The sequence below is a fragment of the Acidocella aluminiidurans genome (assembly GCF_055383125.1).
This window is the reverse complement of the sequence record NZ_AP031589.1, coordinates 2,272,272-2,287,873: the sequence shown is the minus strand read 5'-3', so window position 1 is coordinate 2,287,873 and position 15,602 is coordinate 2,272,272. Positions and strand designations below refer to the sequence as shown.

Below are 15,602 nucleotides of genomic sequence, written 5' to 3'. Positions count from 1 at the left end.
CAGGTGGGCAAGCGCACGCCAGCCAACGGGCTGACGAAATTACGCTTTGCACAAGCCATGCCAGAACGATTTTCCGCGCGGTGCCGCGATTGCGGCAATCCTATCAAAGGCGAAAACGCGGTTTTGCTCAAGCGGCGGCGATTTTGGCCTAAATTTTGGGCAATCTTGCCGCCCGCGCTTTGGGCGGTTAAATCCTGCTGCCCGAGTTAGGATTTTTGCGACGTGAAACCTGTGAATGCGCTGCTTGCCGCCACCGGCACCACCATCTTCACCGTGATGTCCGCGCTGGCGGTCGAGCATCGGGCGATCAATCTCGGCCAGGGCTTTCCCGATAGCGAGGGCCCGGAGGATATCGTGCGGGCGGCGGCCGAGGCGCTGTTGGATCAGCGCAACCAATATCCGCCGCTGACCGGCCTGCCGGAGCTGCGTGCCGCCGTCGCCGCCGCCAATCAGCGTTTTTACGGGCTGGAGATCGACCCGGCGCAGGGCGTCGTCGTCACCTCCGGCGCCACCGAGGCGATCACCGCCAGCCTGATGGCGCTGCTCAACCCCGGTGACGAGGTGGTGCTGATCGAACCGCTCTACGATACCTATTTGCCGGTGGTGAAATTGCTGGGCGCGGTGCCGAAGCTGGTGCGGCTGGAACCGCCGAACTGGGAGCTGCCGCGCGCCGAACTGGAGGCCGCGTTCGGGCCGAAGACCAAGGCGCTGCTGCTGAACTCGCCGATGAACCCGACCGGCAAGGTTTTCACCCCCGATGAGCTGGCTTTTATCGCCGCCTTGCTGCGCCGGCACGATGCCTATGCGGTCTGTGACGAGGTCTATGAGCATCTGGTCTTCGCCGGCACCAAGCATGTGCCGCTGGCCACCCTGCCAGGCATGGCCGAACGGACCTTGCGCATCGGCAGCGCCGGCAAAACCTTCTCCCTCACCGGCTGGAAGGTCGGTTATATCTCCGGCCCCAATGCGCTGATGAGCGTGGTGGCGAAAGCCCACCAGAACCTCACCTTCACCACCCCGCCCAATCTGCAGCGCGCCGTCGCCTACGGGCTGGGCAAACCGGATGCGTATTTCGACAGCCTGGCCGGTGGGCTGCAGGCGCAGCGCGATCTGCTGGATGCCGGGCTCACCCGCCTGGGCTTTCGCACCCTGCCGGCCCAAGGCAGCTATTTCATCACCGCGGATTTCTCGCCGCTCGGCTTCGAGGGGGACGATGTCGCCTTCTGCCGCGCCATCACCGAGGAGGCCGGGGTGGCCGCGATTCCGGTCTCCGCCTTCTATGTCGGCGCGGCGCCGCGCCATTATGCGCGCTTCGCCTTCTGCAAGCAGCCGGCGGTGCTGGAGGAGGCCTTGCGCCGCCTGGAGCGCTGGGTCGCAACAAGGCCATTGACGGCGCTGGCTTGACCGCGCTACTTGGCCCCACCCTGGATGGCGGACGTAGCTCAGTTGGTAGAGCGCCGGTTTGTGGTACCGGTTGTCGCGGGTTCAATCCCCGTCGTTCGCCCCAGGTTTCCCTCATAAAGCCGCCCTCAAAAATCTCTGCGCCTTTGCACCCGGGTGTTTCATGACCGTTGCCGCGCTGATTCTGGCTGGGGGCAAGGCGACGCGGATGGGGGGCGCTGATAAGGCGTTGATCCCGCTGCATGGGCGCCCGCTTTTGGCGCATGTGCTGGCGCGCCTGGCACCGCAGGCCGCCCCCATCGCCCTCTCCGCCAATGGCGATCCTGCCCGCTTCGCGGCCTTTGGCGTGCCGGTGCTGCCCGACGCGCCGGATTTTGCCCATTGCGGCCCGCTCGCCGGGGTGCAGGCCGGGCTCGCCTGGGCCGCGGCGCAGGGCGCGGATTTCCTGCTCACCATCCCGGTGGACACGCCCTTTTTCCCCACCACCCTGGCCGCCGACCTCGCCCCCGGCCCCTCCGTCGCAGTCTATGCCGGGCGCCAGCACCATCTCGCCGCCCTCTGGCCGGTCGCCTTCCGCCCCGCTTTGGAAAATTTCCTGCGCCAGGACAGCAAATTCAAAGTCCGCGACGCGCTGGCGCTGTGTCAGGCCCGCCAGGTGCATTTTACAGCCCAAGCCGACCCCTTTGCCAACCTCAACAGGCCTGAGGATCTCTCAGATTTCGGCTGAATTTTAACGGTCTGTAAAAGATTTACGCTGCATATGCGAAGCGAGTGCAGGTTTTCACATATTTACCTGGTTTTTTCACAAAACCTTCTGACGCGCCGCAAAACCGGGTGTATTTGAGCTGCCGCAACCATCCATTCCGGACGTTCAGCGGAGACCCAAATGTCGTACCAAGATAGCATCCGTACCACCAGCGAACTGATCGCCGCCAAGGGCGGCGCCTGGGATGGTATTTCCCCAGAGGCCGTGGCCCGCATGCGGCTGCAGAACCGCTTCCGCACCGGGCTGGACATTGCCCGCTACACCGCCAAGGTGATGCGCGAGGACATGGCGGCGTATGACGCCGACCCGGCGAACTACACGCAGTCGCTCGGCTGCTGGCACGGCTTCATCGCGCAGCAGAAGATGATCTCCATCAAGAAGCATTTCGGCACCACCAAGCGCCGCTACATCTACCTCTCTGGCTGGATGATCGCCGCCCTGCGCTCCGAATTCGGGCCGCTGCCCGACCAGTCCATGCACGAGAAAACCTCCGTCCCGGCGCTGATCGAGGAAATCTACACCTTCCTGCGTCAGGCCGATGCGCGTGAGCTGGGCGGCCTGTTCCGCGAGCTGGACGCGGCGCGCGAAGCCGGCGATCTCGCCAAGCAGAAAGAGATCCAGAGCAAGATCGATCATTTCGAGACCCATGTCGTGCCCATCATCGCGGATATCGATGCGGGCTTCGGCAATGCGGAAGCCACCTATCTGCTGGCGAAGAAGATGATCGAGGCCGGCGCCTGCGCGCTGCAGATCGAAAACCAGGTTTCCGACGAAAAGCAGTGCGGCCATCAGGACGGCAAGGTGACGGTGCCGCATGAGGATTTCGTCGCCAAGATCCGCGCGCTGCGTTACGCCTTCATGGAAATGGGCGTCGAGGACGGTGTCATCGTCGCCCGGACGGACAGCCTGGGGGCGGGCCTGACCAAGCAGATCGCCTTCTCCAAGGAGCCCGGCGATATCGGCGACCAGTATAATGCCTTCCTGGATTGCGAAGAGGTCGACACCGCCACTATCGGCAATGGCGATGTGCTGATCACCCGCAACGGCAAGCTGCTGCGTCCGAAGCGTCTGCCCTCCAACCTGTACCAGTTCCGTGCCGGCACCGGCGCTGACCGTTGCGTGCTGGATTGCATCAACGCCCTGCAGAACGGCGCCGACCTGCTCTGGATCGAGACCGAGAAGCCGCATATCGAGCAGATCGCCTCGATGGTTGACCGTATCCGCGAGGTCATCCCGAACGCCAAGCTGGCCTACAATAATTCCCCGTCCTTCAACTGGACGCTGAATTTCCGCCAGCAAGTCTTCGATGCGATGAAGGCGGCCGGCCAGGATGTCTCCGGCTATGATCGTGCGAAGCTGATGAGTGCGGAGTATGACGCGACCCCGTTGGGCCTGGAAGCCGATGAGAAGATCCGCACCTTCCAGCGCGATGCGGCCAAGCGCGCCGGCATCTTCCATCATCTGATCACCCTGCCGACCTACCACACCGCGGCCCTCTCCACCGATAATCTGGCCAAGGAATATTTCGGCGAGCAGGGTATGCTGGGCTATGTTGCCGGCGTGCAGCGCAAGGAGATCCGCCAAGGCATCGCCTGCGTGAAGCACCAGAACATGGCCGGCTCCGATCTCGGCGACGACCACAAGGAATATTTCGCCGGCGAGGCCGCGCTGAAGGCCGGCGGCGCGCATAACACGATGAACCAGTTCGCGGCCTGAACCGCACCTTCCTGGGCCTGCCCGGTGTGATGACGGGCAGGCCTTTCAGGTGCGGCGCGAGAATCGCACGATTTTGAACTTCCCAACGGCCCGGCTTTCCGGGCCGTTTTTTATCGCCCGGCGCTGGGCAAAGCCCGTCGCAGCCCATAAGAGCCCCGCATGTCCCGCATCATCCGGCATTTCTGGACGCTCTATTTCACCCTGCTCGGCCTCAGCGCGCTGGCGCTGCTGCCGCCGCTGCTGCGGCGCGGGCTGGCCTATGTGGAGATCGATTCGGATGAAGGCTGGAATGTCGTGCGGGCGCTGCGCGCGGCGGTGCATGTGCAGCTCTACGCGCGGCCGCCAGGGCTGGATTTCACCAATTATCCGCCGCTTTCCTTCCATCTGATCGGCGCGCTCAGCGGGCTGGGGCTGGACCCGCTTTTCACCGGCCGGGCGCTGGCGCTGCTGTCCCTGCTGGGGCTGGGCGCGCTGGCGGGTGTGGCGGTGGCGCGGCTGTGCGGCCAGGCCTGGCAAGCCGCCTGCGCCGGGCTGGGCTTCATCCTTTTCCTGGCCTTGTTCATGCCGGTGCGCGTTGCGGTGGACGACCCGCAACTGCTCGGCATGCTGGCTGAGATGGCGGGGTTTGTGCTGTTTCTGCGGCGCGGCCCGCTCTGGCTGGTCGCCTGCCTGTTCGTGCTGGCGATATTCACCAAACACTCCTTGCTGGCGCTGCCGATCGGGGTGGGGCTGAGCCTGCTCTGGCAGCGGCGCTGGGCCGAGCTGGGTCTCTTCCTGGCCGCCGGCGCAGCGCTGGCGGATGTGCTGCTCTGGCTCAGCTTCCGGTTCGACGGCCCTTATTTCTTCGCGCATCTGCTCGCCCCGCGCGCCTTTTCCTGGCGGGACATGGCCTCCCAGACCGGCAGTTTCCTCGTCCGTTTCTGGCCGCTACTGGCGCTGGCCATCGGCTGGGGCTGGCAGGGGCGGCGCCAGCCGGCGCGCCAAGCCTGCCTGCTGGCGCTGATCGCGGCGCTGATCCTCGGCATCGTCTTCTCCGGCGGCGATGGCGTCGGGCTGAACGTGTTTTTCGAAGCGCTCTGGCTGTGCACGCTGATGGCGGTGCTGGCGGGGGCGGCGCAGGGTGGCTGGCGGCGCTTCGCCCTGCTCTGGCCGCTTTTGTTCCTGCCGATGGCCAGCCTCGAAGCCTGGCGCGAGCTGGGCGCCCTGCCCCAGGCGCAGGCGGAGTTCGCCGCCGCGCGCGACGCGCTGCAGGCCATCAAGGGCCCTGTGGTCTGCGAAAACCTGCTGCTCTGCACCGCCGCCGGGCATCAATCGTCCTTCTCGCCCTATTTCGTCGCCAGCCGCATCCGCGACGGCAAGCTCTCGGCGGCGCAGATCGACACGCTGCTGAGCAGCCATAGCCTCGCCGCGGTGCAGATCGGCGCCACCGACCGGCCCATCCATCGCCCGCAATTCACCCCTGACTTTCTGGATACCCTGCACCAGGATTATCGCCCGCTTCAGCAGGGCCGCACGCTCTCGCTCTGGGTGCCGCGCTAGCCGTGCAGTTTGCCCCCCGGTTTGCCAGGGCCAAACCCCGCATGGTAAGCGCTTTGCCCTGACGGGGCAGGGCGCTTGCCCGTTCCTTGCAATCTTTCCGGAGATGATCGGACCAAGGCATGGCAAAGAAACTCGTTTGGGGCCGGGCCTGGCATGGCCGTTCCTATGATCTCGGCAAAATGACACTGCCCGAGCTCTGGGCCGCCTACATCACCTATCCGGCGATCAATCTCTACGCGGCCATCGCGCTCGCCGCCGGGCTCTATGCCGGTTTCACCGCACGGCACTGGACGCAGATCGCGCTGCCGATCATCGCCGTGCTGATCGTCTATCCTCTGGTCTGGTATGGGCTGCACCGGTTCGTGCTGCATGGGCGCTGGCTCTACCGGATGCGCTGGAGTGCCGCGCTCTGGAAGCGCATCCATTTCGACCATCACCAGGACCCGCATAAGCTGGAAGTGCTGTTCGGCGATCCGCTGAACACCATCCCGACCATGGCGATCATCACCCTGCCGATCGGCTTCGTGCTGGGCGGCTGGAGCGGGGCGGCGACGGGGATCTGCACGGCGCTGGTGACCACCTGCGTCTATGAGTTTTTCCACTGCATCCAGCATTTGAACTACAAGCCGAAAAACCGTTTCGTGCAGATGCTCAAGCGCGACCATCTGCTGCATCATTTCCAGGACGAAAACGGCAATTATGGCATCGTTTCCTTCCTGCCGGACAAGCTCTTCGGCTCCTATTACCAGGAGCGCGGCCGCAGCCCGACCGTGTTCAATCTCGGCTATGATCTCGAGCAGGCGAAGCGTTACCCCTGGGTGATGGAGCTGACCGGCAGCCCCCCGCGCGACCGCCCCCTGGTGCCACGGACGAACAAGGAAAGCGCCCCGCCTGATGCAGGATATTCAAATTGTCCCGGTGACGGACAAAAAGCTCCTCAAACGCTTCATCCTGCTGCCCGAGCGGCTGCACGGGAACGACCCCGCCTATATTGCCCCGCTGCATATGGAGCGCGAGGAAGCGCTGGGCCCGAAGAACCCGTTTTTCGGCCATGCCGAGGTGCAGTTCTGGCTGGCGGTGAAGGATGGGCGCGATGTCGGCCGCATCTCCGCGCAGATCGACACGCTGGCCCAGTCCCTGAATCCGGAGGCGCCGGGCCTGTTCGGGATGCTGGCGGCGGAGGATGATCTGGGCCTGTTCCAGACGCTGCTGGAAACCGCGGCTGGCTGGCTGCGCGCGCGTGGCATGAAGGTGATGCAGGGGCCGTTCAACCTCAACATCAATGAGGAAACCGGCGCGCTGATCGACGGTTTCGCCAGCAAGCCGATGCTGCTGATGCCGCACGACCTGCCCTATGTGGCGCGCAATCTGGAAAAGCTCGGCTTCGCCAAGGCCAAGGATGTCATCGCCTATCTCTACGATATCCGCGAGGAGCTGCCGGAATCGGTGCGGCGTTTGCTGGGCCGCCCCTTGCCGCCGGGCATCACCGTGCGGCGGATGGACATGAAAAACCTCGCCGCCGAGATCAAGAACGTCACCTCCATCTTCAACGATGCCTGGTCGCAGAACTGGGGCTTCGTGCCGCTGACCGAGGCGGAGACGGATTACCTCTCCAAATCGCTGAAGCCGCTTTTGCATCCGCGCCTGACCAGCCTGGTCGAGCGCGACGGCGAGCCGGTGGCCTTCATGATCGCGCTGCCCAATCTGAACGAGGCGATTGAGGGGCTGAACGGCAAGATCCTGCCCTTCGGCTGGGCCAAGCTGCTCTGGCGGCTGAAGGTCGCGGGGGTGAAGACCGCGCGCGTGCCGCTAATGGGCGTGCGCCGCTCGGCGGCGAAGGACATGCTGGGCAGCCTGCTGCCCTATCTGATGATCGACATGGTCCGCCGCGAAGGCCGGCAGCTCGGCTACACCCATATCGAGCTGTCCTGGATCCTGGAGGATAATCTGCCGATGCGCCGGATGATCGAGGGGCTGAAGGCGGCGCCGTACAAGACCTACCGGGTGTTCGAGGCGGGGCTGTAAGCGCCAAAATTTCGAACCTGGAGCGCGCGGTGAAGCCACAGCAGGATCAGCGGCTGGTCGGGTTGTTGGCCGTGCTCGGCTCGCAAAGCTCCGTCAATCTCGGCGCGGCCTTTGCCAAATCGCTGTTTTTGGTGATCAGCCCGGCCGGTGTCACCTGCCTGCGCGTCGCCTTCGCGGCCTTGCTGCTGGTGGCGCTGCGCGCGCCCTGGCGCCGGGTGCCGCCGCCCTCCACCCGCCCGGCGCTGCTGCTCTACGGCGCCATGCTGGCGGCGATGAACCTCGCCATCTATCAGGCTTTTCAGCGCATCCCCATCGGCATCGCGGTTGGCATCGAGGTCACGGGGCCGCTCGCCATTGTGCTGCTGTCCTCGCGCCGGCCACGGGATTTTCTCTGGCTGCTGGTGGTGGCCCTTGGTTTGGCCATGCTGCTGCCCTTGCATGTGAAGGACAGGCTGAACCCGCTCGGCATCGCCTTTGCCCTCGCGGCGGCTTCGGCCTGGGCGCTTTATATTGTCGCCGGCAAGCGTGTCGCCGCCAGCCTGGGGGCGAATGCGGTCACCTGGGGGATGATCGTCGCCGCCCTTCTCATCGCCCCGCTCGGCGCCGCGGTGCTGAATTTCGGCCAGCTGCGCCCCTGGCAGCTCGGCACTGCGCTCGCGGTTGGGCTGCTCTCCAGCGCGGTGCCCTATTCGCTGGAAATGGAGGCGATGAAGCGTCTCTCCGCCCGGGTGTTTTCCATCCTGCTCAGCGCCGCCCCGGCGATCGCCGCCTTCGCCGGCTTCCTGGTGCTGGGCGAACGCCTCACCTGGCTGCAATGGGGGGCGATGCTGTGCATCATGGTGGCCTCCGCCGGCAGCGCGCTGACCGCGCCGGCAACCCCGCCGCCGCCGACATTGGAGACTTGAATTTATAAAAGTTTTTGGGGTTTGGCGCTTTTTTCAAAAAGGGCCAAGAGAGGTTCGAGGTGTTGACGATGGCGTTGCCACCACCCCGAACGTTTGTGGGGACTTTTTGAAAAAAGTCCCCACCCCTCCGGCGGCATTCCACCGCCGCGTTGCGGCGGCGGAACCTTGGCCGCCTCCGCCCCCAAAAACTTTTGCAAATTTTCCTTAAACCCAGCCGGCCTGCCGGTACCAGGCGGCTGTCTGTGCAAAGCCCTCAGCCAGCCCGATACGCGGCGCGTAGATCTCGCGCGGCAGCAGCTCCTGCACCGGCACCGACCAATCCGGATGCAATATCTCCCGCGCCTTGCCCAGCGTGAAGATCGGCGGTGCCGCCCGCAGCCGCCCGGCAGCGCCAGATAGCGCCCCCGCCGCCAGCACCAAAGCCGCCGGCAGTTTCACCAGACGCGGCGCCCCGCCCATTGCCGCCCCGGCCTGCATCGCGACAAAGCGCAGCGTGTAGCCTTGCGCCTGGGCATCCGCCAGCGCGAAGCAGCCCGGGCGAAACCCAGCCCCGGCCACCGCCGCGATCGCCCCGGCCGCGTCATCGGCATGGATCACCGCCACCTTGCTATCGCCAAGCACCGGCGCCACCCATCCCTGCGCCGCCTTGAACATCGCCAGGCTCTCACGATCCCACGGCCCATAGACCGCCGGCGGGCGAATGAGGGCGAGCTGCTCCGGCGCCTCGGCATAGGCGGCCCTGGCCGCCTCTTCCGCGGCGCGCTTGCTGAAAGCATAGGGTGAAAGCCCCGGCGCGCGCGCTGCCAGCGAGGAGATGAAAATAAACCGCGCCCCCGGCGCGTGAAACCGCGCCGCCCGCGCCAGCGCCGCCGTGCCATCCCGGTTGCCGCGCAGGAATTCAGCCCGGCTGCGCGCCTTGATCAGCCCGGCCGCGTGCACCACCACATCCGCGCCGCGCACCAGGGCTGCCAGCGCCGCCTCATCCTCCAGCGCGCCGTGCACGGTCTCGAAGTCCAGCCCGTCCAGAGCCGGATGCGCGACTTCCCGCCGGCTCAGAAGCCGCAGCCGGAAGCCGGCGCTTGCCAGGGCAGGGGCCAGATGCAGCCCCAGAAACCCCGTCCCGCCGGTCAGCGCCAGAAGCGGTGCCTCAGTTGCCACGGGTCTGATAGAGCGCTGGCCAGTCCGCCGTGGCGCCGCCGCATGTATCCTGGAAACTCAGGCTGGCCAGCACGAAGCGGCTCCCATCCCAGATCCAGCTCGCCGCCACCCCGCAATCGCCGATGCCCCGGCCTTTCGCGAATATCGACAGCCGGCCTGTCGCCGGATCGAAATCCGGGCTGGTCAGGTCGGTATCGTCGCTGTCATCGGGGAGGGGCAAGGGTAGATGCAAGGCGGTGAGGCTGCCATCCTCCCGCCCGACGATGAAGCCCAGCGCGCTGCCCTGATACGCACCCATGATGCAGGGCAGCAGCACCAGTGCCTCGCCCGCGGTGAGCGCGTGAGCCTCGGGTGGCATGGCCTGGGCGGCATCCGCCTCGCACTCATCCGCCCGCAGTGCCGCCGCCGCCTTGCCATTGGCCAGGGCGATCAGCTTGGCGGCCTCGCCGGGCGTCAGCGTGGCGGTGATCCTGCGTGCCGGCAGCAGCGGCAAGGCGGGCGGGGCCGGCATCTCGCTGGCCGGCTTCGCACCGGGGTTCAGCAGCGCGGTCACGGTGCCGACACGCCCCTGGATGGCATCCATCTTCAGCATCGCCGCCGAAAACCCATCGAGCTTCACCGCCGTCTGACCGGGAAATTCGATCTCATGGCCATTGCGCACGGCCTGCACGAAGGCGCGGATGGCGGCCAGATCCGTGGTGCGCAACGTGGTGATGCCGTCCTGCGTGGCGCTGGTCCAGCCGGCCCCCAGCTTCAGCGGGCCGCCATCCAGGCTCAGCCCATCCAGCCCCAGCGCGGCGGTATAGACAATGTCCAGCTCGGCCTTGCCGTCCGCCCCACCGGCGCGGGTGAGATCGATGGTCGCCTGCTGGTCGGAATCGTCGGTGTTGAGCCCCTTGGCCTCGCAGCCCAGCCCGTTATCGCAGGCGATGATCCAGCTTTTATATTCGTGGTAAAACGGCGCCGCCCCGCCCGCCCAGGCGAAGCCCGGCAGCAGCCAGGCCAGCAGAGCGAGCCAGCGCATCGCGCTTACTCCGCCGCGGTGGCGGTGGCGCGGGGCTGAAAGGCGCCGTCCAGATACATCGCCCGCGCCCGGGAGCGGCTGAGCTTGCCGGACGAGGTCTGTGGCAGGCTGTGCGGCGGCACCAGCACCACGCGGGTTTCCAGCCCCTGGCGGCCACGGAAGAAGCGGGTGAGATCCTCCACCAGCGCCTGGCGGGCCGCATCCTCCGTGGCGCGGCACTGCACGAGGACGATCACCTCCTCATCCTCGCCATGATCCACCGAGAACACCGCCACATCGCCGCTGCGCAGAGAGGCGATCTCCGCCTCGGCGGCCCATTCCAGATCCTGCGGCCAGACATTGCGGCCATTGACGATGACCAGATCCTTGGCCCGCCCGGTGATGACGATCTGCCCGCCGGTGAGATAGCCAAGATCCCCGGTATCCAGCCAGCCCTCGGCGGAGAGCACGCGCGCGGTCTCCTCCGGGGCGCCGAAATAGCCCAGCATCAGGCTCGGCCCGCGCACATAGATGCGCCCGACCTCACGCTCGGCGAGCAGCCCGCCATCCTCGCCGCGCACCTCGACCTCATGTTCGGGCAGCATCTGCCCGCAGACCACGAAATGCCGGGTGCGGGCGCTGTTCTCATTCGCCGGCACCGCGCGATGTTCCTGCTCCAGCACCAGCTGGTCCACCGCATCCTCGCGCGCGCCCTGTCCATCCGGGCTGAAGCTCAGCGCCAGCGTCGCCTCGGCCATGCCGTAGCAGGGGATGAAGGCGGTGGGGGCGAAGCCATGCGCGTCAAAGCGCGCCGCAAAACGGGTGAGCACCGCCGGGCGGATCATGTCTCCGCCAATCCCGGCGCGCCGCCAGGAGGAGAGGTCGAGATCCGCGGTCGAGGCGGTCTGGGCGCGCCTGGCGCAGAGCTCATAGCCGAAAGAGGGGCTGAAGGAGATGCTGCCCTTGTTGCGGGTGATCAGCTGCAGCCAGAGCAGCGGCCGGCGGGCAAATTCACGGGTGGGCAGAATATCGACCGAAAGCTGGCAGGCCATCGGCATCAGCAGGAAGCCGACCAGCCCCATATCATGGTAATAAGGTAGCCAGCTGGTGCAGCGATCATCCTCATTCACCTGCAGCCCGTATTTGGCCATGTAATGCGCATTGGCCATGAAGGCCGCCTGCGTCACCGCCACGCCGAGCGGAAACCGGGTGGAGCCGGAGGAGAATTGCAAATAGGCCAGTGCTTCCGGGGCGGGCAGGCGCTCCTGCGGCACCATCCGCGCCTCGGCCAGATCCGCGATCAGGCCGGCGCATTTCAGCCCCAGCCCGTCAACGGCCTCGGCCAGCCAGTCCGAGAGCACGGCGGGGCCGAACACGGCATGCGCGTCGGCTGCCTGGATCATCCGGCGCAGGAAGGAAATATAACCCTCCTTGCCACCAAAAGCCGCAGGCAAGGGCAGCGGTGCTGGCACCAGCCCGGCATATTGGCAGGCAAAAAAGGCGCGGGCGAAATCCCCATCGCTCTCGGCCAGCAGCCCGACGCGATCCCCGGGCCGCAACCCGGTGCCCAGAAGCTTGCGGGCCAGCTCCAGCGCCTGCATACGCAAGCTGGCATAAGGCAGGGATTCGGTGAGGCCCCCTTTGCCGGAATAGAAATTCAGCCCGGTCGGGCCCAGAGCGGCATAGTCCAGAGCCTCGGCCAAAGTGCCGAAATCGGCGATACGCTTGGGCTGCCCGGGATGGTGAGTCGGGGTCGGCTCAGTCATATTGCCTGGAATTTACCGTTGGTGCCATCGCTTGGCGCTAACAGACTCACAAGGGAATGGCAATGGCTTTGGCGTCTGGCACGGTTGACAGAGCGCCCCGCCGCCGCCTAGCCAGCCTTGGCTAACCGCTTCATTTTGCTTGCTGGATTACCAAATCTCCATGTCCATCCCCGCGATTGCGCGATTCTGCTGGATCGGCCCGAATCTGGCCTGGGCGCACGGTCTGGCGCCGCTCTCCGCCGCCGCGCACGGGGGGATGGACGCGGTGTGCCTGCATCACACGGATGATCTGGCGCCCGGCCCGGTGCTCCAGGCCCTGCGGGCGGCCGGCATCCAGCTGGTGCGCGAGGATGCGCCAGCCCGCCTCGCCCGCGTCGAGGCGGGCCTGGGCATCGCCCCCGGCCTGACCCGGCTCTATGCCCGCCTGACCAGCCCGGTGCAGCGCGCGGATATGCTGCGCGCCGCCATCCTGTTCGAGGAAGGCGGGGTCTATCTGGATGTCGACACTCTCACCGTGGCGCCGCTCACGCCGTTGCTGAACGTCCCCCAGTTTCTCGGCGCGGAGCGGATCGTCTGGCCGGAATGGGTGCGCGCCTCGCGCGCGCCGCGCGTCTGGGCCAAGCATCTGGGGCTGGATGTGCTGCGCAAAACCCTGCGCCTGCTGCCCGGCGGCTGGCGGCTCTTCCGGCTGGTTGAAGGCTGGTACGTCCCGGCGGTGAATAATGCGGTGATGGGCGCCATGCCCGGCGGGGCCTTCTTCGCCCTTGTGCTGCGCGCGATGGCGGCCCTGCCCGGCGAGGCTGCCCCCGGCGCCTATGCGCTGGGGCCGGATCTCTACCAATCCCTGCTGGCCGCCGCGCCGGTGCCGGACCTGACCATTCATGAACCGGCGGTTTTCTACCCCCTTACGCCGGAAATCTCGGAACATTGGTTCCGCCCCACCCGCCACGCCCAGGCCGCGCTGGGGCGCGTGCTCAGCCCGCAAACCAGGGTCGCGCATTGGTATGGCTCGGTTCGCACCAAGCCCTATGTCGCTGAAATCAGCCCGGAATATATCCGCGCCCACCGCACCACCCAGCTTTTCAGCGCCCTGGCGGACCGGCTTCTCCCCGCCCTCGCCCCACAAGATTGAGCCCGTCCAGGCGTCTTACGCGCTTGTCATACTTGCGACACATGACGGAAACAGCTACGAGACTGACTTACTTACCGCGCAGAGTTCGGACTCATCCCGCAAGTGCCTGCAGTCCGTCCAGGGTTTTCCGCAAGAGGCGGGAGGCCCGGTGCCAATCCCCGGCAGGGCTGCGAGTGGCAGGAGGCCTTTGGTTACAAGGTTGAGAGACGAGCGCGTACCCGGTTCTGTTTACAGTCCCCGCCAGCCTTGCTGGCGCGGCCGGCGTGCGTCCTGGCGTCTGGTCAAGCTGGCGGCGTCCTGCCCGTCGGCGGAATTTAGCGAGAGACGAGGTTGATTATGGCGAAGAACGGCGGCATCCGCATCGCGATCGCTGGCATCGGCAATTGTGCCAGCTCCCTGATTCAGGGCATCTATTACTACACGCCGGAGCGTTGCGCCGAAGGCGTGGTCGGGCTCATGCACACCGAGATCGGCGGCTACCAGCCCAACGATATCCGCGTGGTCGCGGCGTTCGATGTCGATGCCCGCAAGGTCGGCCAGGATGTCGCCACCGCGATCTTCGCCAAGCCGAACTGCACCAAGGTGTTCGAGCCGAACATCCCCGCCACCGGCACCATCGTGAAGATGGGCCAGGTGCTGGACGGCATCTCCGCCCACATGGCCGATTACGACGAGGACCGCACCTTTGTGCGTTCCGACGCGAAAGAGCTGACCAAGGACGAGATCGTCGCGGAGCTGAAGGCCAGCAAGGCCGACGTGCTTCTGAACTACATGCCGGTGGGCTCCGAAGCCGCGGCCCGCTTCTATGCGGATTGCGCCCTGGAAGCTGGCTGCGCCTTCGTCAACAACATGCCGGTCTTCATCGCCAGCGATAAGGCCTATGCGGACAAATTCGAGGCCGCCAACCTGCCGATCATCGGCGACGATATCAAATCCCAGGTCGGCGCCACCATCACCCACCGCGTGCTGACGGATCTGTTCGCCAAGCGCGGGGTGAAGCTGATCAACACCTATCAGCTCAACACCGGCGGCAACACGGACTTCCTGAACATGAAGAACCAGCAGCGCCTGGTCTCCAAGAAGAAGTCCAAGACCGAAGCCGTGCAGGCAGTGGCCAAGGAGCGGATGCAGAAAGAGCATATCCATATCGGCCCGTCCGACTATGTGCCCTGGCAGAACGATAACAAGATCGCCTTCATCCGCATGGAAGGGCTGCAGTTCGGCGACGTGCCGATGGATCTGGAACTGCGCCTCTCGGTGCAGGACAGCCCGAACTCCGCCGGTGTCGTCATCGACATGGTGCGTTGTTGCAAGCTGGCGCTGGAAGCCGGTGTCGGCGGCGTGCTGGCCGGCCCATCGGCCTATTTCTGCAAGCACCCGCCGGTGCAGTACACTGACGACATCGCGCATGAGATGACCGAAGAATTCATCCGCACCTGCCGTCCGCTGCTGGCCGTCACCGCCGCCGAATGAAGGCGCTGATCGTCGCCGCCGGCCAGGGCACGCGGCTGCGCGAAAAGGGTGAGCTGAAGCCGCTCATCCCGATTCGCGGCGTGCCGCTGATCGAACGCGTCATCAGCAACGGGCGCGAAGCCGGGATCGAGGAGTTTCTCGTCGTCACCGGCTATCGCTCCGAGGCATTGCAGGCGCGGCTGGGGGAGTTCTCCCGCCGCTCCGGCATCCATATCACCCGCATCCATAACCGCGCCTGGGACCGCGCCAACGGCGTCTCCGTGCTCGCGGCCAAGCAATATCTGGACGAGCCGTTTCTGCTGACGATGTGCGACCATCTGGTTGACCCGCAGATCCTGCGCCGGCTGATCGAGGCCAAGGTGGAACCGGATACGGTGACTCTGGGCGTGGATTTCAACATCGAAAACCCGCTGAACGACCCGGAAGACGTCACCCGTGTGAAGTGCGAGGGCGACAGGCTGTTGCATATCGGCAAGGTGATCCGCGACTTCAACTGTTTCGATACCGGCGTGTTCCGCTGCAACCCGGTGATGTTCGACGCGCTGGAAGCCTCCCAGACCCGCGGCGATGACAGTATTTCCGGGGCGATGAACGTGCTCGCCGGTTGGGGCAAGGCGCGGGTGCTGGATATCGGCGACCGGCTCTGGGTGGATGTCGATGATCCCATCGCCTTCGGCAAGGCCGAGGCGCTGCTGGATGAAGGCCGGCTGTAAGAAGG

General features: G+C 65.8%; 12 protein-coding genes, 1 tRNA gene and 1 pseudogene. 11 read left to right on the top strand and 3 right to left on the bottom strand.

Going from position 1 to position 15,602, the window contains the following annotated elements:
* The first annotated feature begins 222 nt into the window (after nt 1–222).
* The 8 genes and pseudogenes from ACZ46S_RS11380 (at nt 223) to ACZ46S_RS11345 (ending at nt 8,352) form a co-directional block, all read left to right on the top strand.
* Entirely contained in the window at nt 223–1,404 is a 1,182-nt protein-coding gene (locus tag ACZ46S_RS11380; RefSeq protein WP_464061815.1) for an aminotransferase, read from the top strand.
* Between the two features lie 27 nt (nt 1,405–1,431).
* Nucleotides 1,432–1,507: transfer RNA gene (locus ACZ46S_RS11375), tRNA-His, on the top strand.
* A 57-nt stretch (nt 1,508–1,564) separates the two neighbouring features.
* Entirely contained in the window at nt 1,565–2,128 is a 564-nt protein-coding gene (gene mobA, locus ACZ46S_RS11370) for a molybdenum cofactor guanylyltransferase MobA (protein WP_464061814.1), read from the top strand.
* A gap of 159 nt (nt 2,129–2,287) precedes the next feature.
* Entirely contained in the window at nt 2,288–3,883 is a 1,596-nt protein-coding gene (locus tag ACZ46S_RS11365) for an isocitrate lyase (protein ID WP_464061813.1), read from the top strand.
* A gap of 159 nt (nt 3,884–4,042) precedes the next feature.
* On the top strand, nt 4,043–5,422 hold the full coding sequence (locus tag ACZ46S_RS11360) for a glycosyltransferase 87 family protein (protein ID WP_464061812.1): 1,380 nt from the start codon (nt 4,043–4,045) through the stop codon (nt 5,420–5,422).
* Nucleotides 5,423–5,541: 119 nt separating this feature from the next.
* A pseudogene (locus tag ACZ46S_RS11355) lies at nt 5,542–6,309 on the top strand (sterol desaturase family protein); the annotation flags it as partial.
* A gap of 31 nt (nt 6,310–6,340) precedes the next feature.
* The gene (locus ACZ46S_RS11350) at nt 6,341–7,447 is read left to right on the top strand and encodes a dATP pyrophosphohydrolase (RefSeq protein ID WP_464061811.1); all 1,107 of its coding nucleotides are present in this window, start codon (nt 6,341–6,343) and stop codon (nt 7,445–7,447) included.
* Between the two features lie 29 nt (nt 7,448–7,476).
* Nucleotides 7,477–8,352, top strand: a complete 876-nt coding sequence (locus ACZ46S_RS11345; protein ID WP_464061810.1) for an EamA family transporter — start codon at nt 7,477–7,479, stop codon at nt 8,350–8,352.
* 204 nt (nt 8,353–8,556) lie between these two features.
* Here ACZ46S_RS11345 and ACZ46S_RS11340 read toward each other — a convergent pair whose 3' ends face one another.
* Genes ACZ46S_RS11340 through ACZ46S_RS11330 form a run of 3 tightly spaced genes read right to left on the bottom strand, consistent with a single transcriptional unit; the run spans nt 8,557 to nt 12,279 of the window.
* Nucleotides 8,557–9,510, bottom strand: a complete 954-nt coding sequence (locus ACZ46S_RS11340; RefSeq protein WP_464061809.1) for an NAD-dependent epimerase/dehydratase family protein — start codon at nt 9,508–9,510, stop codon at nt 8,557–8,559.
* Nucleotides 9,500–10,534, bottom strand: a complete 1,035-nt coding sequence (locus ACZ46S_RS11335; protein ID WP_464061808.1) for a DUF1176 domain-containing protein — start codon at nt 10,532–10,534, stop codon at nt 9,500–9,502. The genes ACZ46S_RS11340 and ACZ46S_RS11335 overlap by 11 nt, the downstream gene beginning before the upstream one ends.
* Before the next feature lie 5 nt (nt 10,535–10,539).
* On the bottom strand, nt 10,540–12,279 hold the full coding sequence (locus ACZ46S_RS11330) for a fatty acyl-AMP ligase (RefSeq protein ID WP_464061807.1): 1,740 nt from the start codon (nt 12,277–12,279) through the stop codon (nt 10,540–10,542).
* A gap of 160 nt (nt 12,280–12,439) precedes the next feature.
* Between ACZ46S_RS11330 and ACZ46S_RS11325 the strand changes: the two genes are divergently transcribed.
* The 3 genes from ACZ46S_RS11325 to ACZ46S_RS11315 all read left to right on the top strand — a co-directional run bounded on the left by ACZ46S_RS11325 (nt 12,440) and on the right by ACZ46S_RS11315 (nt 15,597).
* Nucleotides 12,440–13,411, top strand: a complete 972-nt coding sequence (locus tag ACZ46S_RS11325) for a glycosyltransferase (RefSeq protein WP_464061806.1) — start codon at nt 12,440–12,442, stop codon at nt 13,409–13,411.
* A gap of 336 nt (nt 13,412–13,747) precedes the next feature.
* Complete coding sequence (locus tag ACZ46S_RS11320; protein ID WP_464061805.1) at nt 13,748–14,884, top strand: inositol-3-phosphate synthase; 1,137 nt, start codon at nt 13,748–13,750, stop codon at nt 14,882–14,884.
* Nucleotides 14,881–15,597, top strand: coding sequence for a phosphocholine cytidylyltransferase family protein (locus ACZ46S_RS11315; protein WP_295738510.1), 717 nt, complete (start codon nt 14,881–14,883; stop codon nt 15,595–15,597). The genes ACZ46S_RS11320 and ACZ46S_RS11315 overlap by 4 nt, the downstream gene beginning before the upstream one ends.
* Nucleotides 15,598–15,602: the final 5 nt, after the last annotated feature.

Bases quoted from the DNA above. Each gene is read 5' to 3' on its own strand.
- mobA (WP_464061814.1), top strand. From the start codon at position 1,565: ATGACCGTTGCCGCGCTGATTCTGGCTGGGGGCAAGGCGACGCGGATG.
- ACZ46S_RS11365 (WP_464061813.1), top strand. From the start codon at position 2,288: ATGTCGTACCAAGATAGCATCCGTACCACCAGCGAACTGATCGCCGCC.
- ACZ46S_RS11360 (WP_464061812.1), top strand. From the start codon at position 4,043: ATGTCCCGCATCATCCGGCATTTCTGGACGCTCTATTTCACCCTGCTC.
- ACZ46S_RS11335 (WP_464061808.1), bottom strand. From the start codon at position 10,534: ATGCGCTGGCTCGCTCTGCTGGCCTGGCTGCTGCCGGGCTTCGCCTGG.
- ACZ46S_RS11330 (WP_464061807.1), bottom strand. From the start codon at position 12,279: ATGACTGAGCCGACCCCGACTCACCATCCCGGGCAGCCCAAGCGTATC.
- ACZ46S_RS11325 (WP_464061806.1), top strand. From the start codon at position 12,440: ATGTCCATCCCCGCGATTGCGCGATTCTGCTGGATCGGCCCGAATCTG.
- ACZ46S_RS11320 (WP_464061805.1), top strand. From the start codon at position 13,748: ATGGCGAAGAACGGCGGCATCCGCATCGCGATCGCTGGCATCGGCAAT.
- ACZ46S_RS11315 (WP_295738510.1), top strand. From the start codon at position 14,881: ATGAAGGCGCTGATCGTCGCCGCCGGCCAGGGCACGCGGCTGCGCGAA.